Origin of the sequence: Pseudomonas sp. MYb118, assembly GCF_040947875.1 — a bacterium.
GTDB lineage: Bacteria > Pseudomonadota > Gammaproteobacteria > Pseudomonadales > Pseudomonadaceae > Aquipseudomonas.
The window spans coordinates 3,114,321-3,135,272 of the sequence record NZ_JBFRXN010000002.1 but is presented as its reverse complement, the minus strand read 5'-3'; the positions used below and the strand labels follow the sequence as shown (position 1 = coordinate 3,135,272).

Genomic DNA, 20,952 nt, shown 5'->3' with positions numbered 1-20,952 from the left:
TTCGCTTTCCTCTGTTCTTGTTAGTCTGCCGAGCGTCAGACGCGCTCGATGGCTAATGCCAGACCTTGGCCAACACCGACGCACATGGTCGCCAGACCTTTCTTGCCGCCGTTTTTTTCCAGTTGATGCAGCGCCGTCAGCACCAGGCGCGCCCCGCTCATGCCAAGCGGATGGCCCAAAGCAATCGCGCCGCCATTGGGGTTGACCTGGGGGGCGTCGTCGGCGATCCCCAGTTCACGCAGCACCGCCAGGCCCTGGCTGGCGAACGCTTCGTTGAGCTCGATGACGTCGAAATCGCTGACCGCCACACCGAGGCGCTCGGTCAGTTTGCGCACCGCCGGCACCGGGCCGATGCCCATCACCCGTGGCGCCACACCGGCGCTGGCCATGCCCAGCACTTTCGCGCGGGCGGTCAGGCCGTGTTTCTTCACCGCTTCGGCCGAAGCGAGGATCAGCGCTGCAGCGCCATCATTCACGCCCGAGGCGTTGCCGGCAGTGACGGTCTTGTCGGCGCCGTTGACCGGTTTCAGTTTGTTCAGCGCCTCCAGGGTGGTGTCGGCACGCGGGTGCTCGTCCTGGCTGACCACGGTCTCGCCCTTCTTGTGGGCAATGCGCACTTCGACGATTTCCTCGGCGAAATAGCCGGCCGCCTGGGCCACGGCGGTACGCTGCTGGCTGCGCAGGGCGAAGGCGTCCTGGTCGGCGCGGGACACCTGGTAATCGTCCGCCACGTTGTCAGCGGTCTGGGGCATGGCATCCACGCCGTACTGGGCTTTCATCAGCGGGTTGATGAAACGCCAGCCGATGGTGGTGTCTTCCAGCTTCATGTTGCGCGAGAACGCCGCATCGGCCTTGCCCATCACGAACGGCGCGCGGGACATCGACTCGACGCCGCCGGCAATCGCCAGCTCCATTTCGCCACTGGCGATGGCGCGAAAGGCCGTGCCGATCGCGTCCATGCCCGAAGCGCACAGACGGTTGAGGGTCACGCCCGGAATGGACTCAGGCAGGCCGGCCAGCAGCAGCGCCATGCGCGCCACGTTGCGGTTGTCTTCGCCGGCCTGGTTGGCGCAGCCGAGGAACACCTCGTCCACCGCCGTCCAGTCCACCGACGGGTTGCGCGCCATCAGCGCCTTGATCGGCACGGCAGCCAGGTCATCGGCGCGAACGGCCGACAAACCGCCACCAAAACGGCCGATGGGGGTGCGAATCGCATCGCAGATATAAACGTCGCGCATCACGCTTCTCCAGGGGCTTGGCCGTGGGCGGCAGCGGTACGGGCTTCAAGGTCACGCAGCGCTTGCAGTTCCACCGCGCTCGGTTCGACGTTGACCTCGACCGTCTCGGCGAAACGGATCGGCCAACCGGTGGCGGCGCTGACTTGCTCGCGGGTCACGCCCGGGTGCAGCGCGGTGACCACGAACTCGTTGGTGCCGGCTTCCGGCTCCATGATGCACAGGTCGGTGATAATGCCCACCGGTCCTGCGCCTGGCAGGCCCAGGCGTTTGCGCGAATCACCGCCCTCGCCATGGCCGACCGAGGTGATGAAGTCCAGCTTGTCGACGAAGGAGCGCGCCGACTGCTTGAGGATGATCAGCACGCTCTTGGCGGAGCCGGCGATTTCCGGCGCGCCACCGGCACCGGGCAAACGGACTTTCGGTTGATGATAGTCGCCGACCACGGTGGTGTTGATGTTGCCGAAGCGGTCGACCTGCGCGGCGCCGAGGAAACCGACGTCGATGCGCCCGCCCTGCAGCCAGTAGCGAAAAATCTCACCGGTCGGGACTACGGTGTCGGCGGTTTCCGCCAGCTCGCCGTCACCAATCGACAGTGGCAACACGCTGGGCTTGGCGCCAATCGGACCGGATTCGTAGATCAGCACCACGTCCGGCGAGGACGTCAGGCGGGCCAGGTTGGCCGCCTTGGAAGGCAGGCCGATGCCGACAAAGCACACCGAGCCGTTCTTCAGGCGACGGGCAGCGGCGACGGTCATCATTTCATTGGTGGTGTAAGTCATTACTTCGCCTCCGAAGCAGCGGCCAGCTTGGCCTGGAACTCGCTGAAGTCAGCGCAGCCATGGATGTACTCGTTGATCCACGCGGTGAAGGTGTCACGGTCGCGGGCAATCGGGTCCCAGGCCTGGTAGAAGCGGTTGTCACGCTCGTTGTAGCCGTGGGCGTAAGACGGGTGCGCACCGCCGGGGACATGGCAGACCGCACTCAGGGCCCAGGTCGGCAGCACGCAGGCATTCATCGGCGCCTTGAGGTCGTCGACAATTTCTTCGACGGTGACGATGCAGCGCTTGGCGGCCAGGGCGGCTTCCTTCTGCACGCCGAGGATGCCCCACAGCAGCACGTTGCCCTTGCGGTCGGCTTTCTGCGCGTGGATCACAGTGACATCCGGGCGTACCGAAGGCACGGCCGCCAGCACTTCACCGGTGAACGGGCAAGTGACCGACTTGATCAGCGGGTTGACCTTGGGCAGGTCGGAGCCGGCGTAGGCACGCAGCACCGCGAACGGCAGGCCCGAGGCACCGGCGACGTAGGCGTTGGCCAGGTCGGCGTGGCTGTGTTCCTCGATTTCCAGGGCATGCGGCCATTGCTTTTCCACGGCATCGCGCAGACGGTGCAGGGAGCCGACACCGGGGTTGCCGCCCCAGGAGAAAACCAGCTTGCGAGCACAACCGGCGCCGATCAACTGATCGTAGATCAGGTCAGGGGTCATCCGAACCAGTGTCAGGTCTTTCTTGCCCTGACGAATGATTTCATGACCCGCCGCCGTAGGGATCAGGTGAGTGAAGCCTTCGAGCGCGACGGTATCGCCGTCGTTGACGAATTGCTTCACCGCGTCGTGCAGCGAAAGGATTTCAGCCATGGGGCAGGCTCCCGTTTTGTTTGAACCGACAGTGAATGAACAAGGCACGATGCACGCGCCGGATGACTGAAGGGTAAGCCTGGGAAAAACGCCGAACAATCCGATAATCGACTAAGTGTTCGTTTATCGAACGGATTGTTGTCTTGCTACTGATCCTTTAAAAGCATCGCGAGCAAGCTCGCTCCTACAGGGGAAAATGCACTGCTCCCTGTAGGAGCGAGCTTGCTCGCGATGAGGTCGACTCGGTCCCCGTCAGGTCGCATCCGCATGACTGACCAACCCCTTGACCACCACCGCCGCCGTCGCCAGCGCCGCCGGGATCACCAGTGCCGTCAGCACCTGCTCGAAATTCCAGCCCAGCCCCAACAGGGTCGCGCCCATCCATGCCCCCAGAATCGCGCCGAAACGACCGATGCCGAGCATCCACGACACCCCGGTCGCCCGCCCCTGGGGTCGGGTAGAACCGCGCCGCCAACGAAGGCATCGCCGACTGCGCACCGTTGACACACATCCCCGCCACCAGCACCAGGGTGGCCAGCAAGGTGATGCTGCCCAGGCTTTGGCCCACCGCGTAGGCGAACACCCCGGCCAGCAGGTAGAACGTGCCGATGACCTTGTGCGGGTTGAAGCGGTCCATCGCCCAGCCCACCCCCACCGCGCTCAACACGCCGCCGAACTGGAACAGCGCACCGATGAACGCCGCCTGTTCCATGCTCGCGCCGCTGTCACGCATCAGCGTCGGCAGCCAGCTGGTCAGCAAATAGACAATCACCAGGCCCATGAAATAGGTGAGCCACAGCAGCAAAGTGCCGGCGCTGTAGGTGCCGGAGAAGATCACCGCGAAGACATTGCGCGCTTTCACCGTGCGCTGTTCCGGCACGCTGAAGCTGGCGGCCTGGGCCACCGTGCTCGGCTCGATGGGCGCCAGGGCCTTGCGCACCTTGTCGCTGCCACGGTTGCGCACCACCAGGTAACGCGCCGACTCCGGCAACCAGACCAGCAACACCAGCGCAAGGATCAACGGCAGCACGCCGCCGAGCAGCAACAGGCTGTGCCAGCCGAATGCCGGGATCAGCTTGGCGGAGATGAACCCGCCACCGGCCATGCCGAGGTTGAAGCCACAGAACATGCTGGTCACCAGCAGCGACTTCTTGCGCTCCGGGGTGTATTCGGCCAACAGCGTGGTGGCGTTCGGCATGCCGGCGCCCAGGCCCAGACCGGTCAGAAAGCGCAGCACCAGCAGTTGCTCGACGTTGCTGCTGTAGGCTGATGCCAGGCTGAAGGCGCCGAACACCAGCACCGCCCCCACCAGCACGACCTTGCGCCCGAAGCGGTCGGCCAGGGGGCCGGAGCCCAGTGCGCCGAAGACCATGCCGATCAACGCCGCACTCATCACCGGGCCGAGGCTGGCGCGATCAATGCCCCAGTCCTGGGACAGGGCCGGCGCGATGAACCCCATGGCCGCGGTGTCGAGGCCATCGAGGAAGACAATCAGGAAACACAGAATCACCACCCGCCATTGATAGCGCGAGATGGGTTGGGCATTGATGAAGGACTGCACATCGAGGCAGTTCCCTACAGCGGACTGAGGCTGGTTCATTATTTTTATTCCACGCAAGAACGCAGTCGGACAGGGGCCAGCGCAGGCTGGCGCTGCCGCGACATTAGTGATCCTTGTGGAACAGCGTCAATTCGCCAGACGCGAGTCTGTGCGGTGATCGAACAGCTTAGCGCGCGGCCCTAGGCAAACAGCTGGGCACTGAGGTTGCGGCTGGCCGCCAAAAGCCCCGGCAGGAAACGCTGTTCCAGCTCGCTGCGGCTGACGCGCCCGGCGTGGGTACTGACGTTGAGCGCCGCCACTACTTGCCCGGAGGCGTCGTACACCGGCACGGCGATCGAGCGCAGGCCCTGCTCCAGTTCCTGATCGACGATGCACCAGCCTTGTTGCCGCACTTCCTGCAGGCATTCGAGCAGCGCCTCGGGGGTGTGCAGGGTGCGGCTGGTCTTGGCTTGCAGGTCGGCGTGGTCGAGGTATTCACGCAGGGACGTGTCGTCCAGCGCCGCCAGCAGGATCCGCCCCATGGACGTGCAATAGGCCGGCAGGCGCCCACCGACCGACAGGTCGACGGAAATCAGGCGCTGGGTGGTCGCCGAACGGGCGATGTACAAAATGTCGTCACCTTCCAGGGTGGCCATGTTGCAGGCCTCATGCAACTGCTCGCTCATGCGGTCCAGGTACGGCTGGGCCGACACCGCCAGCGGAGTCGAGGACAGGTAGGCATGGCCGAGGGTCAGGACCTTGGGCAGCAGCGAGTAGGTGCGCCCGTCGGTGGTGGCGTAGCCGAGCTTGATCAGGGTGTGCAGGCAACGTCGCACGGCGGCGCGGGGAATTTCCGTGCGGTGGCTGATCTGGGCGATGGTCAGGTGCCGTTTGCGCTCCTGGAAGGCTTGCACCACCGCCAGGCCCCGGGCCAGGGACGTCATGAAGTCCGGATCGCCGGTCATGGCCTGGATCCGCTTGGCGGGCGACGCAACAATCGGCGGCGCCACCGAGGCGAAGGAGTTGCGCAGTTGATCGTTCATATCAGGTCCTTTTCCCACACGGATCGGCGACGGCTATTACAAGCGGGTCGGCACCATTCATACAAGCCACCGACAGCCGGGATTGGGCGATTATCGAACCGTCGCTCGATTATCGCAATTGCACGCTGATCATCAGGGCGACGACCCGCCCTTCCCTTACATGTTTTGAGCGCCGCTTGATCGTCGACTTAACGCACCCCATATAATCGACAAAGTTATTCGACTTAATGGCGCCAGAAAGACATCGCCTGTAACTGGATGCAAACAGTTGCAAGTAATTAAGGCAAACACACATCAAGATCCATTTTTAACTCTTTGCCGATAGTGTTCTGCCAATCGACCGCTATAATGCGGATCAGTGGCGAGCGGTTTGTCTGATTGTCCGACTCCGCCACCGGTAACCCGATGTTCAATTCCAATGTTCTATCGTGGTTACCCGCAGCAGCGCCTGACGCTCATTCGAAAATGCTCCGCCAGCGCGCTCGCTGAACAGGAAACTGATGCTACGTCAGCTGTTTACTCTGGTGCCGTGGCCGCCTGCAACATGGAAGTATCGAACGCCTTGCGTAAAACATTGTCTTCACCGGCACTGTTTTTTTGCCGAGCGCGGTCGATACATTGGATGCAGCGTGATTTACCAGAAACCAATCTCAACCCATACAGGTAGCACTGTGACGAAAGACGAACTGCGCGCCGAACTAGAGCGCCAGGAACAACGTTACAAGGAAGTTTACGGCGGGGAAGTCACCACTTACGCCGCTCAGCCCGAACCGGAACGCAAACCCTGGCGTAAACGCGCCACCGTTCAGGATCAGGCCTTTACCCAGGAACTGCAGAAGATGGAAAAGGAACTCAGGTCCGAAGAGCCATAAGCCTCTCGAACTGAATCCCTCCCGGGCCTGCGTCTGCAACCGCTAAAAGCGGGTTGCATTGATGTTGCCATTCGCGTCCGCTACGAGCGGGCGGCGGTCACCTCATCTATCTGATGAGAAAATGGCTCATGTCTGGCCCCCTTCTCAGATTTTTCATACAAGCTTTGACCTCGCCCGCAATGGCGCGCGGAACCCTTGCGCCTGGGCGCTTTGCTAGGAAATTCAGGCACTTGCGACCGTCGCCAGGCACCCTGCCGCCAAGGGGTTGCAACAAAATAAATCAATGAAGAATGTTACCGATGGGCAGCTAGTGCATCGATTACCTGTCTTTTCTGGCATAATCGCGCCCCCTTACGACCGGGTCATAAAACCTTCATGATCGATTTATTCACCGGACTGGATGCTTGGGTGCTTGTGAGCCTCTTGCTCGCCCTCACCTTTGTCCTCGCGTTCGAGTTCATCAACGGCTTTCATGACACCGCTAACGCGGTTGCCACCGTTATCTACACCAAAGCCATGCCGCCGCATCTGGCCGTGTTCTTTTCCGGTGTGTTCAACTTTCTCGGCGTGCTGCTGGGCGGGGTCGGCGTGGCGTATGCCATCGTCCACCTGTTGCCGGTAGAACTGCTGATCAATGTGAACACCGGGCACGGTCTGGCGATGGTGTTCTCGTTGCTGGCCGCGGCCATCGCCTGGAACCTGGGCACCTGGTACTTCGGTATCCCGGCCTCCAGCTCCCACACGCTGATCGGTTCGATCCTCGGGGTTGGCCTGGCCAACGCGCTGATCAACGAGATTCCGCTGGCCGACGGGGTGAACTGGCAGAAAGCGATTGATATCGGTGCCTCCCTGGTGTTCTCGCCCATGGCAGGCTTCCTGATCGCGGCCCTGATCCTGATCGGTCTCAAATGGTGGCGCCCGCTGTCGAAGATGCACAAGACGCCGGAACAGCGCCGCAAGATCGACGACAAGAAGCACCCGCCGTTCTGGAACCGCCTGGTCCTGGTGATTTCGGCCATGGCCGTGAGCTTCGTGCACGGCTCCAACGATGGCCAGAAGGGTATCGGCCTGATCATGCTGGTGCTGATCGGTATCGTCCCGGCGCAATTCGTCCTCGACCTGGGCAGCACCACTTACCAGATCGAACGTACCCGCGACGCCACCCTGCACTTGAGCCAGTTCTACAAGCGCAACGGCGACACCCTGGGTGAGTTCCTGGCCCTGGGCAAAAGCGTGGAAGGCGACCTGCCGGAGAAATTCCGCTGCAATCCGCAACAGACCGAGCCGACCATCAACGCCCTGCTCGACACCCTCAAGGGTGTAGCGGACTACCATTCGCTGCCATCGGAAAGCCGTATCGAGGTGCGCCGCTACCTGCTCTGCCTGGATGACACGGCGAAGAAAGTCAGCAAGCTGCCAGGCCTGGCCCCTCGCGAGAAGGCGGACCTGGACAAACTGCGCAAGGACCTGACCGCGACCACCGAATACGCACCGTTCTGGGTGATCCTGGCGGTGGCCCTGGCCCTGGGCCTGGGCACCATGGTCGGCTGGAAGCGCGTGGTACTGACCATCGGCGAGAAGATCGGCAAGCAAGGCATGACCTACTCCCAGGGCATGTCGGCGCAGATCACCACTGCCAGCCTGATCGGCATGGCCAACATCTTCAGCCTGCCGGTGTCCACCACCCATGTGCTGTCCTCGGGCGTGGCCGGCACCATGGTCGCCAACAAGGCCGGCCTGCAGAGCGGCACGGTACGCACCATCCTGCTGGCCTGGGTCCTGACCCTGCCAGCCACCGTGGCCCTGTCCGCCGGCCTGTTCTGGCTGGCGTCGAAGGCACTGGGCAGCTGATAGATGCGGCAATGAAAAAGGCGCGTTCCGAGAGGTTCGCGCCTTTTTTGTTTCTACCGTGCTACACCGCCCCCCCTGTAGGAGCGAGCTTGCTCGCGATTGCGATTAATCAGTGACATATAGGCTGACTGACACACTGCCATCGCGAGCAAGCTCGCTCCTACAGGGGCGGTGTTTGCCAATTTCCTGCGGGCAAAAAAAAGGGCAACCGAAGTTGCCCAAAATGCCTTGCGTGCTCATTACATCCAGAAAGAACTACGGTTTTTTCCGCTTGTGTGCGTCTTTCCAGATAAAAAATCCAAACCCTGCAAAAAACAGAACCATGAGGCTGACGGTCAGCACCCCGGCGAACACCACGTTGTCGAAAAACATGACTGGCCTCCTGCGCTTGCCTTGTTGCGATGGGTCTAAGTTAACCAATCAGGCAGGAGAGGAAATTGACCGGGATCAATATCGCCCGAGGTTGGGCGCAAAGGAGGGAGGAAACTGATCTACATCAATAAATACGGAGGGATTAACGCTTTTTTGGCTTGTTCTTCGGCTTCTTTTTAGGGGGCTTGCCCAGCGGCATCGCCTGCTCGAATGCCTGGCGCACTTCATTCAGGCGTTTGTCATTGAGATCATGCACGCGCTTGGCACGCTCGGCGTTCAGGTCGATCAACTTGTCGTCTTGGCTCATGGCGTTGGGGCATCGCGTGAAGAGGAATGATGCCAATCATGCGGTCTGGCGCGGTCGCTGACCAGCGATCTGTTAGGCGATCTCGATACCGAATGCGAATTGAACGGGCTAGACCTGGATATCGACCCACATGCCCTGGCGTGGTTCGTCGTCGATCAGCGGCTTGACCGGCACGGTGTTGTCGGCGTTGAGGTCGGTGCCGGGAATCGCCAGGTGATCTTCAGGGAACTCATCGGCTTCCTGGCGACGGCGATGCTGCTCCTGCTTGCGGCGTTGTTCCTCGCGCAGTTGATAAGCCGCTTCCTCGGGGTCGCGTTGTTGCAGGTCGATGGTGCTTTCGTTGGAGCTTTCCTGCACCGGCACAACGGGCGGGATATCCGGTCGCTGGCGGATGGGGTCGTGCTGTGACGTGACCGGCACGGCACTCAAGGGAAGCATGGGTGGCAGCATGATTTTATTGTCTCCTGTCATCAGGTTTTCGGCTGCGGGGATGGCGACTTGAGCCATCGGTCGCAAACTGTGACCCGTTTGGCAGTCACAAGTGCCCCGGCCTGAGCGCGCGTCGGGCATTGAACTAAGGTAAGACAGTGAGTTTTTCCGAGACTCCTTTGGCCCCCAAGCCCTCATTCCGTTAAGATAGCCCGCTTTTTCAAGGTGGGAGTCAGGCAGCATGGCGCAGCAGTATCAACCGGGGCAACGCTGGATCAGTGACAGCGAAGCCGAGCTGGGTTTAGGCACCGTTCTGGCACAGGACGGCCGCTTGTTGACCGTGCTCTACCCGGCCACTGGCGAGACTCGCCAGTACGCGCTAAGGAATGCGCCCCTCACCCGCGTGCGATTTTCGCCGGGCGACTCCATCACCCACTTCGAGGGCTGGAAACTGACCGTCCAGGAAGTCGACGACGTCGACGGCCTGCTGGTCTACCACGGCCTCAACGCGCAGAACGAAGCGGTCACCCTGCCGGAAACCCAGCTGTCGAACTTCATCCAGTTCCGCCTGGCCAGCGACCGCCTGTTCGCCGGGCAGATCGACCCGCTGGCCTGGTTTGCCCTGCGCTACAACACCCTGGAACACACCAGCCGTCAGTTGCAGTCCTCGCTCTGGGGCCTGGGTGGCGTGCGTGCACAACCGATCGCCCACCAGTTGCACATCGCCCGTGAAGTCGCCGACCGTATCGCGCCACGGGTTCTGCTGGCCGACGAAGTGGGCCTGGGCAAGACCATCGAAGCCGGCCTGGTGATCCATCGCCAACTGCTCTCGGGTCGTGCCAGCCGCGTGCTGATCCTGGTTCCGGAAAACCTGCAGCACCAGTGGCTGGTGGAAATGCGCCGCCGCTTCAACCTGCAGGTCGCGCTGTTCGACGAAGAGCGTTTCATCGAAAGCGATGCCACCAACCCGTTCGAAGACACCCAACTGGCGCTGGTGGCTCTGGAGTGGCTGGTGGACGACGAAAAGGCCCAGGACGCGCTGTTCGCCGCCGGCTGGGACCTGCTGGTGGTCGACGAAGCCCACCACCTGGTGTGGCACGAAGACCAGGTCAGCCCCGAATACTCGCTGGTCGAACAACTGGCCGAGGTCATTCCCGGCGTGCTGCTGCTGACCGCCACCCCGGAGCAACTGGGCCAGGACAGCCACTTCGCCCGCCTGCGCCTGCTCGACCCGAACCGTTTCCATGACCTGCACGCCTTCCGCGCCGAGAGCGACAACTATCGCCCGGTGGCCGAAGCCGTTCAGGAGCTGCTGGACAAAGGTCGCCTGTCGCCGCAAGCGCACCAGACCATCCACGGTTTCCTCGGCAACGAAGGTGAAGCCCTGCTGACCGCGGTCAACGATGGCGACACCGAAGCCAGCGCCCGTCTGGTACGCGAACTGCTGGACCGCCACGGCACCGGCCGCGTGCTGTTCCGCAACACCCGCGCCGCCGTGCAGGGTTTCCCGGAGCGCCAACTGCACCAGTACCCGCTGCCGTCCCCGGACGAATACCTCGAACTGCCGCTGGGCGATCACGCCGAGCTGTACCCGGAAGTCAGCTTCCAGGCCCAGCCCGACGCCAACGAAGAAGAGCGCTGGTGGAAATTCGACCCACGCGTCGAATGGCTGATCGACACCCTGAAGATGCTCAAGCGCACCAAGGTGCTGGTGATCTGCGCCCACGCCGAAACCGCGATGGACCTCGAAGACGCCCTGCGCGTACGCTCGGGCATTCCGGCCACGGTGTTCCACGAGGGCATGAACATCCTCGAGCGTGACCGCGCCGCCGCCTACTTCGCCGACGAAGAGTTCGGCGCGCAGGTGCTGATCTGCTCGGAAATCGGCAGTGAAGGCCGCAACTTCCAGTTCTCGCATCACCTGGTGCTGTTCGACCTGCCGTCGCACCCGGACCTGCTGGAACAGCGGATCGGCCGTCTGGACCGGATCGGCCAGAAACACACGATCCAGCTGCACGTGCCTTACCTGGAAACCAGCCCGCAAGAGCGCCTGTTCCAGTGGTACCACGAAGCCCTGAATGCGTTCCTCAACACCTGCCCGACCGGCAACGCCTTGCAGCACCAGTTCGGCCCGCGCCTGCTGCCGCTGCTGGAGAACGCCGACGACGGCGAGTGGCAAAGCCTGATCGACGAGGCCCGCAGCGAGCGCGAGCGCCTGGAAGCCGAGCTGCACACCGGCCGCGACCGCCTGCTGGAACTCAATTCCGGTGGTGCTGGCGAGGGTGAAGCGCTGGTGGAAGCGATTCTCGAGCAGGACGATCAATTCGCGCTGCCGATCTACATGGAAACCCTGTTCGATGCGTTCGGCATCGACAGCGAAGACCATTCGGAAAATGCGCTGATCCTCAAGCCCAGCGAAAAAATGCTCGACGCCAGCTTCCCGTTGGGCGACGACGAAGGCGTGACCATCACCTACGACCGCAACCAGGCGCTGTCGCGCGAAGACATGCAGTTCATCACCTGGGAGCACCCGATGGTGCAAGGCGGCATGGACTTGGTGCTGTCCGGCTCCATGGGCAACACCGCCGTGGCGCTGATCAAGAACAAGGCGCTCAAACCCGGCACCGTATTGCTCGAACTGCTCTACGTCAGCGAAGTGGTCGCCCCGCGCTCGCTGCAACTGGGCCGCTACCTGCCACCCGCCGCCCTGCGCTGCCTGCTCGATACCAACGGCAACGACCTGTCGGCACGGGTGTCGTTCGAAACCCTCAACGACCAACTCGAAAGCGTGCCACGCGCCAGCGCCAACAAATTCATCCAGGCCCAGCGCGACCAGCTGACGCCACGGATCAACGCCGGCGAAGAGAAAATCCTGCCACGCCACACCGACCGCGTGGCCGAAGCAAAACGCCGCCTGGCCGCCGACACCGACGAAGAACTGGCACGCCTGACCGCCTTGCAAGCGGTCAACCCGACCGTACGCGACAGCGAACTGGTGGCCCTGCGCAACCAACGCGAACAAGGCCTGGCCATGCTCGACAAAGCGGCGCTGCGACTCGAAGCAATCCGGGTACTGGTAGCGGGCTAACTCCCCTCCCCCACAAAAATGCCCGCAGCGATGCGGGCATTTTTGTTTGTGGGAGCAAGCCTTCTCGCGACAATCGACAACAATAACGCAGGCCGCCCGACACCCCGCGCTGCCCGAACCTCCATCGCGAGCAGGCTCGCTCCCACAAAGACCCACACCGTACCTGTAGGAGCGAGCACGCTCGCGATGGTCGTCAACGATAACGCAGGCCGCCTGATCCCCCTCGCCGCCCGAACCTCCATCGCGGGCAAGCCCGCTCCCACAAAGCCCTACACCGTACCTGTAGGAGCGAGCTTGCTCGCGATGGTCGTCAACGATGACGCTGGCCGCCTGACACCCCGCGGCGCCTGGGCTTAAATCGCGAGCAGGCTCGCTCCCACAGAAACAGAAACCGAACCTCGATCCCACAGTCGCCGCAGATTGCCCCGTCGGAAGGCCGAGTGGAGGTTCTGCGCAGTGGGCAACCCGGCATGGATGCCGGGTTAGCCGCCCTCGGCCAAGGATGGCCGATGGCGGCGGGCCCACGGAGCAGGACCGGAGCGAGGGAACCCGGAGCGTCAGCGAAGGGCCGTACGTCAGGGGCCAGGCGTTTTGGTGACTTTGCGCCGGGCCGCGTAGGCCCCAAAGTCACCCGCCGTAAGGGCGGAACCCAAAGCGGCCACACCCGCAGAAACGGATATGTACACCGTAAGGCCGCCATCGCGGGCAAGCCCGCTCCTACAGAGCCCACCCGCCGTAAGGGCGGAACCTTAAGCCGCCGCACCCGCAGAAACGGATATGTACACCGGAAGGCCGCCATCGCGGGCAAGCCCGCTCCTACAGACTCACCCGCCGTAAAGGCGGAACCTTAAACCGCCGCACCCGCAGAAATGGATATGTACACCGTAAGACCGCCATCGCGAGCAAGCTCGCTCCTACAGGAGGTTTATGCCGTGACACCTTCGATCTCGGGCTTGGCCACCCCTTCCAACCCCTCTTTCATCCGCTTGGCATCACGCACAAAACACCGCGACGCCAGGAACAGAAATACCATGGTCAGAAACAACGCCACCGGAATCAGATACATCGCATCATGCAACCCAACGGCCTTGAACGCTTCGGTCATCTGCTCCGCCCCCGCCGCCAGCATGGCACTGTGGGCAAAGTGATCGGACAGCCCGCCCACCACCACCGGCCCCAGACCACCACCGAGCAGATACAACCCGGCAAAGAACAGCGCCATGGCGGTCGCGCGCAGGCGCGGTTCGACCACGTCCTGGATGGCCGTGTACACGCAGGTGTAGAAGTTATACGCAAACAGCCAGCCCACACTGAACACCGCCACGAACACGCCAATCTCGATACGCCCGGCATACAATGCCCAGGCGGTGCACAGCGTCGAAATGATCAGGCTGAACGCAGCGAACAGCAGTCGCCCATTCGCCACCCGCTGATGAATCTTATCCGCCACCCAACCGCCCAGGGTCAGGCCGATCAACCCGGTCACGCCGACGATCACGCCGGTGGCCACGGCAGCCTCGTGCAGCGGCATCAGGAAATAACGCTGCAACATGGGCACCAGGAAGGAGTTGCACGCGTAGGTCGCGAAGTTGAAGCACAGGCCCGCCATGACCAGCCACAGGAACGTCGGCACCGCCAGTACCCGCCGAATCGGCCGGTCTACACGTTCCTGGGAGACCTGCACGCTCTCCGCCGCGCCGCGCTTGGGCTCCTTGATGTAGAACATGAACACCGCAAGGATCAGCCCCGGCACCGCGGCAATGAAAAACGGCGCCCGCCAGCTGTCGAACGCCTTGACCATCCAGCCGATGGTGAAGAACGCCAGCAACAACCCCAGCGGCAAGCCGAGCATGAAAATGCCCATGGCCCGCGCGCGACGGTGGGCGGGAAACAGGTCGCCGATCAGCGAGTTGGCGGCCGGTGCATAACTGGCTTCACCAATACCGATACCCATGCGCACCAGCAGAAAGGTCCAGAAACTGCCGACCATGCCGTTCACCGCCGTCAGCCCGCTCCACGCCGCCAGGCCCCAGCCCATCAGTTTGGCGCGCGAACCAGTGTCCGCCATCCGCCCCAGGGGCAGGCCGGCAATGGCATAGACGATGGTGAACGCGGTGCCGATGATCCCCAATTGGAAATCGCTGAGGCTCCATTCCATGCGGATCGGCTCGATGATGATGGCCGGGATGGTGCGGTCGAAGAAGTTGAACAGGTTCGCAAGGAACAGCAGGAACAGAATGCGCCAGGCATTCGCCGCTTGGGTCGAGTTCTGCATGGGTCCGTCTCTTTTATTGTTATTGGGGCGTCATTTCCCCCGGAATCTGCAATCTAGACAGGCCGGCCACAACTGTCTGTAATTATTCGTAAGGCTGATACCAGCCCATGGCAAGTCAACGCTCATCACTGGCCCCCGCACGCCGGCGAGGCTCAATGTTCACGGGGCCCATGGGCCAGCCCTGACCGCACGTCCAGCCGTTGAAAAATACCTGCGCGCCCCCCTTTCCAAGCCGCTGGCAAAGCCTAGAATAGCGAGCTGGCCCACCCCTGCGGCCTCCCCCACTCCTCCTTAGATAAATACCCATGTCCGAAGCCAGTCCGTGCCTGAATTGCGGTGCCTGCTGTTCACACTTTCGCGTGTCCTTTTTCTGGGGTGAATGCGCTTCATCCGGGGGAACGGTGCCCGATGAACTCGTCGAGCAAATCACTCCCAGTCGGGTCGCCATGCTGGGCACCAACTGCAAGAGCCCACGCTGCATCAGCCTGGAGGGGGACGTGGGCAGCGAAGTGAAATGTACGATTTACGAGCAGCGTTCGAGCCCCTGCCGGGAGTTCGAGGCCTCCTGGGTCGATGGCCAGGCCAACTCCGATTGCGACGCGGCCCGCGCGGCATTCGGCCTGCAACCCCTCGAGGCGCCAGCCCATCTGTTCGAGCAGCAAATCGCCTGAGTATCAGTACGAATCGCTATTAGGCTCATTCCAAAATCATTGACACTAATGTGCCACCACCCCTCGCCGGTTTTGCGCGCCTTCCTATACTCCCTTGAGTTCACCGGTGTTCTTGCACCGGCCAGGGAAACAACATGGGGCACGCTATGGAATGGCTTGGGTTGCACTTTGTCACTGAGCTGACGGCGGACAGCCAGGTCGTTCTCAATTGCACCCATGATCCCTTTCTGGTGCTGCTTGCCTATATCGTCGCCTGCGTGGGCGGCTTTGCCACGCTGGACATGGCCGAACGCATCGGCCATTCGGAAAAGCCAGCCTCGCAACGACTCTGGCGCTGGGTCGGCGCCGCTTGCCTGGCGGGCGGCATCTGGGCCATGCATTTCATCGGCATGCTGGCGTTCCAGGCGCCCCTTGAAATCGACTACGTCCTGCCGATCACGCTTGCCTCGCTGTTGATCGCCCTGTTCGCCTCGTGGCTGGCGATGCACACCCTGAGCCATCCTCACCTGAGCATTCGGCAATATGCCCAGGCCTCGGTCATCATCGGCCTGGGCATCGCCAGCATGCATTACGTGGGCATGTCGGCGATGCGCTCGAACGCTGTGGCCTATTACCAACCGCTGCTGTTCGGGCTGTCCGTGGTGATCGCCATCGGCGCCAGCTTCGCCGCACTGTTGCTGTCCAGCCGCCTGCGCGAGGGCACCGGCGCCGGTCATCAACTGATCAAACTCAGCGCCAGCCTGGTCCTGGGCGCGGGCATCATCAGCATGCACTTCACCGGCATGGCCGCTTTCACCCTGGTGCTCCCCAGCGGCAGCCCGATGACACTGGCCGCCGACAACAGCCACCAACAACTGGGCATCACTGTTGCCGTGATCACCCTGCTGATCATTGGCAGCAGCATCAGTGCCGCCCTGGCGGACAAGAAGTTGCAGCACAAGGAACGCGATCTGCAACGGGTCAACACCCTGCTCAGCCAACTGGACGAGGCGCGCCTGTCGCTGCAACACGCAGCGAACTACGACGCCCTGACCGGCCTGATCAACCGCCGGGGCTTCAACCAGATCTTCGCCGAAAAACTGCTGCAGAAATCCACCGAAGGCGGGATGCTCGCGGTGATGTTCCTCGACCTCGACCATTTCAAGCGCATCAACGACAGCCTTGGCCATGATGCCGGCGACGAACTGCTCACCGTCATGGCCCGGCAGATCAAGGGCTCGGTGCGCAGCCAGGAAGATGTAGTGGCGCGCTTTGGCGGCGACGAGTTCTGCCTGCTCATTAGCCTGCGTGACCGCGACGAAGCCAAGCTCATGGCCCAGCGCATGATGCTGAAAATGAAAGAGCCGATCGAGCTGGCCGGACGGCGCATGGTCATGACCACCAGCATCGGCATCAGCCTGTTCCCTGAAGACGGCACCACCTGCGAGGAGCTGCTGAAACACGCCGACCTGGCGCTGTACCAATCCAAGGGAGGCGGCCGCAACGGGCTGAATTTCTTCAATCCACACCTGAAAACCCGTGCCTCGCTGGATTTGCAGCTCGAGGAGGAGTTGCGCCATGCGCTGCGGGAAAACGCCGGGCTGATGCTGCATTACCAACCGATCTACGATCTGAAGAGCCGTCAGGTGACCAAACTGGAAGCGCTGATTCGCTGGCAACACCCGGTCCATGGCCTGCTGACACCGGATCGCTTCATCGCCATCGCCGAAGCCAACGGCCTGATCGCCGAACTGGACAACTGGGTCTTGCGCAAAGCCTGCGAAGACCTCGCGGAACTGTCGCGCCAGGGCAACGAAACGCTGCACATCGCCGTCAACTGCTCGCCACTCAATCTCGCCCGCGAAGACCTGGCTGACGAAATCGAACACGCCCTGAGGGTGGCCGGTGTCGCCCCGCATCGGCTGGAACTGGAGGTGACCGAAAACGCGCTGATGAACAATATTGCCGAGTCGCTGGTGTTGCTACGCCAGATTCGCGCCCTCGGCGTTTCTCTGTCGATCGACGACTTCGGCACCGGCTATTCGTCCCTGGCGTACCTGCGGCGCCTGCCACTGAATACGCTGAAGATAGATCGCTCGTTCATCCAGGACATTCCCAAGGCCAGCCAGGACATGGAAATCGTCCAGGCAATCATCGTCATGGCCCACACCCTGCACTTGCAGGTGGTCACCGAAGGCGTCGAAACCCCCGAGCAATATGCCTTCCTGGAACGCAACGGCTGCGATCTGGTGCAGGGTTATCTGCTCAGCCGCCCGGTGCCCCTGACGCAATTGGGCCCGGTACTGGAGGACATCAACCAGCGCCAGCACACCAGCGCTTTCAGTCCGCTGACGCTGGCTCACGGTACATTTGCACCAGCGTCGACGGATCCTCTTCCAAAAAGCCCTGGCTCCCATGCAGGCGCATCAGTTGTGCGGCCAATCCGCTGATTGGCGTGGCCGAGCCCTGTTCGCGGGAGAACTTCACAGCGGTGTCCAGGTCCTTGAGCAGCGTACGCACATGCCACTTGACCGGTTCGAAGCGGCTCTCGGCCATCTGCGGAGCCAGGATCTGCAAGGGCCTGGAGTCGGCAAAACCACCGGCCAGCGCCTCGGCGATCAGCCCGGCCTGCACCCCCGAGCGCTCGGCCAGCGCGATCACTTCGGCGATGACCAAAGCGTTGCAGGCGACAATCATCTGATTGCACGCCTTGGTCACCTGCCCGGCCCCCACCTCGCCCATGTGGGTGACACGCTGGCCAAGGCTCTGCAACACCGGCCGGACCCGCTCCAGATCCGCCGCCGCGCCGCCCACCATGATCGCCAGGCTGCCAGCCTCGGCGCCAACCACACCACCGGACACCGGCGCGTCCAGCCAGCTCATGCCGGCCTGACTGGCCAACTGCGCTGACATTTCCCGCGTGGCGGTAGGTTCCAGGCTGGAAAAATCCACCAGCAACTGGCCAGGTTTGCCACCCTCGGCAATGCCACCCTGGCCAAACACCACGTCACGCACCACCGTCGTATCCGCCAGGCACAGCATCAGCACATCGGCGTGTTCGCACAGCTCGGCGGCTGTGGCAACGTGTCGCGCGCCAGCTTCGACCAGCGGCGTACACTTCGCCGGGTTGCGGTTCCACACGGTCAGCGGGTACCCCGCGGCCAACAGGCGCCGACACATGGGCAGGCCCATCAGGCCAATCCCGGCAAAACCCAACGATGGTAGGGTTGACATCATTTAGCCTTCTTTTCGATTAAAGATCGCCGAATAGTGGCCGATCCATCATGACTAGGAAAGGATTTCCCCCGAGCGACGCTCAGGCCAATGCCCTGACGCTTGGGCCCATTACGCGCCGAACAAAGACGCGAGAACCCAACCGTGACGGTCCGGCGCAACCCGCCGTCCCGACCAGCCCAGGTACATGGCGCACAATGACTTCCAAAAATAACCCGGCCCCCGCGATTTCCGACCTGACGCTCAGCCCCGCGGCAAACAGCCCCGCACCGTCGAAGCCATTGACGCCGTCGCGCCCGCTGGCGACCCAGCAATACCTGTATTTCACCGAGACCAACACCGACCGCATCCTCGACAACCTCGACGGCCTGCGCGACCTGGTGTTCCCGCGCCCACCGCACCTGGAAGGCGACAGCGAACAGCACAGCTCCCAGGAATTCCCGTCGGTGTGCCTGATCGGTCTCGGCCGCTGCGGTTCGAACATTGCGCTGGATGTCGCAGAGCTGGTGTACAACGCCCGCAAGTTCTACCTCAACGAATTCAACAACGAAGATCGCCTGTCGCCGGACAAACGCTACGCCGAAAAAGGCTACAGCCCGGCCCAGTGGATTCGCTCCAGCCTGCGCCTGATTCCGAACAAGGCCACCAAGCCTGTGTTCCTGGTCGAGCCGCTGGTCATGCTCGGTGACCTCGACAAGGACATCGCCGGTCGCATCCGCTTCTCGCGCAAGGGCGAAAAGAGCGGTTTCCTGCGCGACTACAGCAAAATGAAAATCATGGACCTGTCGGAAGTCCACGCCGGTGGCGCCGGTAACGCGCCGATCCTCGGCCAGTACCTGGCCAAGATCATCCTGAACAAGGACACCCAGCGTTTCTCCAGCTCCGACTGGAAAATGATTCACTCGTACCTGATCGACAGCTGCGGCATCAAGGCCAACCAGTCGCGCCTGTACTTCTCGATCTTCAGTGCCGGTGGCGGTACCGGTTCCGGCATGGCGTCGGAATTCGGCCTGGCCCAGCAGCACTCGTACATGAACAAGACGTTCGACACCAAGCCGATGGACGAACACGACGGCAAGAGCGGTCATTCGTTCGTGTTCGAGCCGATCTTCACCAGCGGCATCTGCGTGCTGCCGAACATTTCCGATCACCGCAGCGAAATGTCCGAAGCCCTGCACATCAACGCCGGCCGCTTGCTGTGTAAGTACCTGTCGGAAGAGTGGGACTTCTCCTACAACTTCGCCAACGAAGACAGCAGCGAAGCCAGCGTCATGGGCCGCATTCGCCCCTGGAACGCCATGATGCTGATCTCCAACGACATCATGCGTTACGCCGAAGAAAACGATGACGGCAACATTCAGAACATCGACGTCAACGCGATGGAGAAGCATGCGAACCAGTACATCTCGCAGCAGATCTTCAACATTCTGACAGCGCAGGCGGTGACCACCGACTACGACCAGAACTATTTCCGTCGCGCCGGCATCGACATCGGCGAAACCATCCGCCTGGACGCCAACGACCTGTTCATGAGTCTGGCCGGCCCGGTGGCGATTGCCTACGCCGAGTCCGTGGTACCGGAAACGCCGCCGCCGAGCAGCGACAAGTTCAAGGTGTTCGAGAAAGAGCCGCAGCGCCTGAACATCGACGACCTGTTCTTCCGCTCCATCGACCTGCCGCACTTCAACAAGGTGACCCAGGCCATCGAAGGCATCAGCCTGCTGCCGATCGAATCCAAGCGCTATCGCGCTTCGCTGGAACAGTACAAGAACTCCGGCTATGACGCGGCCGCGCTGCACGACCTGCACTTCTTCAAGAACTGCTCGTCGGTGGTGTCGATCGTGTCCCTGCCCAAGGACTACAAGCTGTCCTACATGGACCTGAACCGGCTGAAGACCCACCTCAACAGCCTGTTCCCGAACACCACGCTCAAGCGCTACGCGCTGGTGATCGGTGCGTCGGCCAACCTGTCGTTGACCACGCTGATCGCCAAGAGCCCGTGCCTGTCGGACGACTTCCTGACGTTGATCGTCGCGTTCATCAAGCGCTGCTTCGCGAAGAACCCGTACCGCTTCGACGAAACGCTGGATAACTCGATCCTGGACTTCATCATCCAGGAGGAATTCAACGAAGGGATGATCGACGACCTGCTCAACGAGTTCGAAAACCCGGCGAAGATCCTCGACACCAACTGGTACGCGATCAAGCCGATGTACGAGAAGAAATACCGCGAGCTGATCAACGACAAGGAGAAGTTCGTCTCGATCAACGACATTCGCCTGTCACGTGATTGCGTGAAGAAGGCGATCAAGTACCTGCGCGAGATCTACCGTCACCGCATTGGCAAGACCAAGGTTATTTCGTTGAATAACCATACGGGGAAGACCGCTTACTAAGCCCCCATCGCGAGCAGGCTC

At 62.1% G+C, this 20,952-nt stretch carries 15 protein-coding genes and 1 pseudogene; 6 read left to right on the top strand and 10 right to left on the bottom strand.

Annotation, left to right across the window (positions count from 1 at the left end; translation table 11 throughout):
* Positions 1–35: 35 nt before the first annotated feature.
* From pcaF to pcaR, 5 genes and pseudogenes are all read right to left on the bottom strand, one after another.
* Positions 36–1,241, bottom strand: coding sequence for a 3-oxoadipyl-CoA thiolase (gene pcaF, locus ABVN20_RS20130; protein ID WP_368557439.1), 1,206 nt, complete (start codon positions 1,239–1,241; stop codon positions 36–38).
* Complete coding sequence (locus ABVN20_RS20125; protein ID WP_368557438.1) at positions 1,238–2,017, bottom strand: CoA-transferase subunit beta; 780 nt, start codon at positions 2,015–2,017, stop codon at positions 1,238–1,240. The genes pcaF and ABVN20_RS20125 overlap by 4 nt, the downstream gene beginning before the upstream one ends.
* On the bottom strand, positions 2,017–2,874 hold the full coding sequence (locus ABVN20_RS20120) for a CoA transferase subunit A (RefSeq protein ID WP_368557437.1): 858 nt from the start codon (positions 2,872–2,874) through the stop codon (positions 2,017–2,019). The genes ABVN20_RS20125 and ABVN20_RS20120 overlap by 1 nt, the downstream gene beginning before the upstream one ends.
* 252 nt (positions 2,875–3,126) lie before the next feature.
* A pseudogene (locus ABVN20_RS20115) lies at positions 3,127–4,474 on the bottom strand (MFS transporter).
* 140 nt (positions 4,475–4,614) lie between these two features.
* Positions 4,615–5,457 carry a pca regulon transcriptional regulator PcaR gene (gene pcaR, locus ABVN20_RS20110; RefSeq protein ID WP_368557436.1) on the bottom strand — a complete coding sequence of 281 codons (843 nt, stop codon included), beginning with the start codon at positions 5,455–5,457 and terminating at the stop codon, positions 4,615–4,617.
* A gap of 671 nt (positions 5,458–6,128) precedes the next feature.
* Between pcaR and ABVN20_RS20105 the strand changes: the two genes are divergently transcribed.
* Both ABVN20_RS20105 and ABVN20_RS20100 read left to right on the top strand, forming a co-directional pair.
* The gene (locus tag ABVN20_RS20105; protein ID WP_368557435.1) at positions 6,129–6,329 is read left to right on the top strand and encodes a hypothetical protein; all 201 of its coding nucleotides are present in this window, start codon (positions 6,129–6,131) and stop codon (positions 6,327–6,329) included.
* A 375-nt stretch (positions 6,330–6,704) separates the two neighbouring features.
* Positions 6,705–8,180 (top strand): inorganic phosphate transporter, encoded by a 1,476-nt coding sequence (locus tag ABVN20_RS20100; protein ID WP_368557434.1) that lies wholly within the window; start codon positions 6,705–6,707, stop codon positions 8,178–8,180.
* 255 nt (positions 8,181–8,435) lie between these two features.
* On the opposite strand, the gene ccoM is transcribed toward ABVN20_RS20100, so the two are convergent.
* From ccoM to ABVN20_RS20085, 3 genes are all read right to left on the bottom strand, one after another.
* On the bottom strand, positions 8,436–8,552 hold the full coding sequence (gene ccoM / locus ABVN20_RS20095) for a cytochrome c oxidase subunit CcoM (protein WP_275959760.1): 117 nt from the start codon (positions 8,550–8,552) through the stop codon (positions 8,436–8,438).
* A gap of 142 nt (positions 8,553–8,694) precedes the next feature.
* Positions 8,695–8,859 carry a hypothetical protein gene (locus ABVN20_RS20090; protein ID WP_368557433.1) on the bottom strand — a complete coding sequence of 55 codons (165 nt, stop codon included), beginning with the start codon at positions 8,857–8,859 and terminating at the stop codon, positions 8,695–8,697.
* Positions 8,860–8,967: 108 nt separating this feature from the next.
* A complete protein-coding gene (locus ABVN20_RS20085; RefSeq protein WP_368557432.1) occupies positions 8,968–9,309 on the bottom strand; it encodes an aspartate-semialdehyde dehydrogenase in 342 nt (113 codons plus the stop codon).
* Between the two features lie 220 nt (positions 9,310–9,529).
* Between ABVN20_RS20085 and rapA the strand changes: the two genes are divergently transcribed.
* Positions 9,530–12,376 (top strand): RNA polymerase-associated protein RapA, encoded by a 2,847-nt coding sequence (gene rapA, locus ABVN20_RS20080; protein WP_368557431.1) that lies wholly within the window; start codon positions 9,530–9,532, stop codon positions 12,374–12,376.
* Positions 12,377–13,301: 925 nt separating this feature from the next.
* Here rapA and ABVN20_RS20075 read toward each other — a convergent pair.
* On the bottom strand, positions 13,302–14,651 hold the full coding sequence (locus ABVN20_RS20075; RefSeq protein ID WP_368557430.1) for a spinster family MFS transporter: 1,350 nt from the start codon (positions 14,649–14,651) through the stop codon (positions 13,302–13,304).
* Between the two features lie 305 nt (positions 14,652–14,956).
* Between ABVN20_RS20075 and ABVN20_RS20070 the strand changes: the two genes are divergently transcribed.
* Positions 14,957–15,322, top strand: coding sequence for a YkgJ family cysteine cluster protein (locus tag ABVN20_RS20070; protein WP_368557429.1), 366 nt, complete (start codon positions 14,957–14,959; stop codon positions 15,320–15,322).
* Between the two features lie 146 nt (positions 15,323–15,468).
* Positions 15,469–17,751 carry a putative bifunctional diguanylate cyclase/phosphodiesterase gene (locus tag ABVN20_RS20065; protein WP_368557734.1) on the top strand — a complete coding sequence of 761 codons (2,283 nt, stop codon included), beginning with the start codon at positions 15,469–15,471 and terminating at the stop codon, positions 17,749–17,751.
* Here the strand turns inward: ABVN20_RS20065 and ABVN20_RS20060 are convergent.
* Complete coding sequence (locus tag ABVN20_RS20060) at positions 17,642–18,538, bottom strand: NAD(P)-dependent oxidoreductase (protein WP_368557428.1); 897 nt, start codon at positions 18,536–18,538, stop codon at positions 17,642–17,644. The genes ABVN20_RS20065 and ABVN20_RS20060 overlap by 110 nt on opposite strands.
* Before the next feature lie 194 nt (positions 18,539–18,732).
* On the opposite strand from ABVN20_RS20060, the gene ABVN20_RS20055 reads away from it, so the two are divergent.
* Positions 18,733–20,931 (top strand): hypothetical protein, encoded by a 2,199-nt coding sequence (locus tag ABVN20_RS20055; RefSeq protein WP_368557427.1) that lies wholly within the window; start codon positions 18,733–18,735, stop codon positions 20,929–20,931.
* Positions 20,932–20,952 lie beyond the last annotated feature (21 nt).

What these genes read in the sequence shown, in the direction of transcription:
- ABVN20_RS20125 (WP_368557438.1), bottom strand. Translation starts at nt 2,017, where the DNA reads ATGACTTACACCACCAATGAAATGATGACCGTCGCCGCTGCCCGTCGC.
- ABVN20_RS20120 (WP_368557437.1), bottom strand. Translation starts at nt 2,874, where the DNA reads ATGGCTGAAATCCTTTCGCTGCACGACGCGGTGAAGCAATTCGTCAAC.
- pcaR (WP_368557436.1), bottom strand. Translation starts at nt 5,457, where the DNA reads ATGAACGATCAACTGCGCAACTCCTTCGCCTCGGTGGCGCCGCCGATT.
- ABVN20_RS20100 (WP_368557434.1), top strand. Translation starts at nt 6,705, where the DNA reads ATGATCGATTTATTCACCGGACTGGATGCTTGGGTGCTTGTGAGCCTC.
- ccoM (WP_275959760.1), bottom strand. Translation starts at nt 8,552, where the DNA reads ATGTTTTTCGACAACGTGGTGTTCGCCGGGGTGCTGACCGTCAGCCTC.
- ABVN20_RS20090 (WP_368557433.1), bottom strand. Translation starts at nt 8,859, where the DNA reads ATGAGCCAAGACGACAAGTTGATCGACCTGAACGCCGAGCGTGCCAAG.
- ABVN20_RS20085 (WP_368557432.1), bottom strand. Translation starts at nt 9,309, where the DNA reads ATGCTGCCACCCATGCTTCCCTTGAGTGCCGTGCCGGTCACGTCACAG.
- rapA (WP_368557431.1), top strand. Translation starts at nt 9,530, where the DNA reads ATGGCGCAGCAGTATCAACCGGGGCAACGCTGGATCAGTGACAGCGAA.
- ABVN20_RS20075 (WP_368557430.1), bottom strand. Translation starts at nt 14,651, where the DNA reads ATGCAGAACTCGACCCAAGCGGCGAATGCCTGGCGCATTCTGTTCCTG.
- ABVN20_RS20070 (WP_368557429.1), top strand. Translation starts at nt 14,957, where the DNA reads ATGTCCGAAGCCAGTCCGTGCCTGAATTGCGGTGCCTGCTGTTCACAC.
- ABVN20_RS20065 (WP_368557734.1), top strand. Translation starts at nt 15,469, where the DNA reads ATGGAATGGCTTGGGTTGCACTTTGTCACTGAGCTGACGGCGGACAGC.
- ABVN20_RS20060 (WP_368557428.1), bottom strand. Translation starts at nt 18,538, where the DNA reads ATGATGTCAACCCTACCATCGTTGGGTTTTGCCGGGATTGGCCTGATG.
- ABVN20_RS20055 (WP_368557427.1), top strand. Translation starts at nt 18,733, where the DNA reads ATGACTTCCAAAAATAACCCGGCCCCCGCGATTTCCGACCTGACGCTC.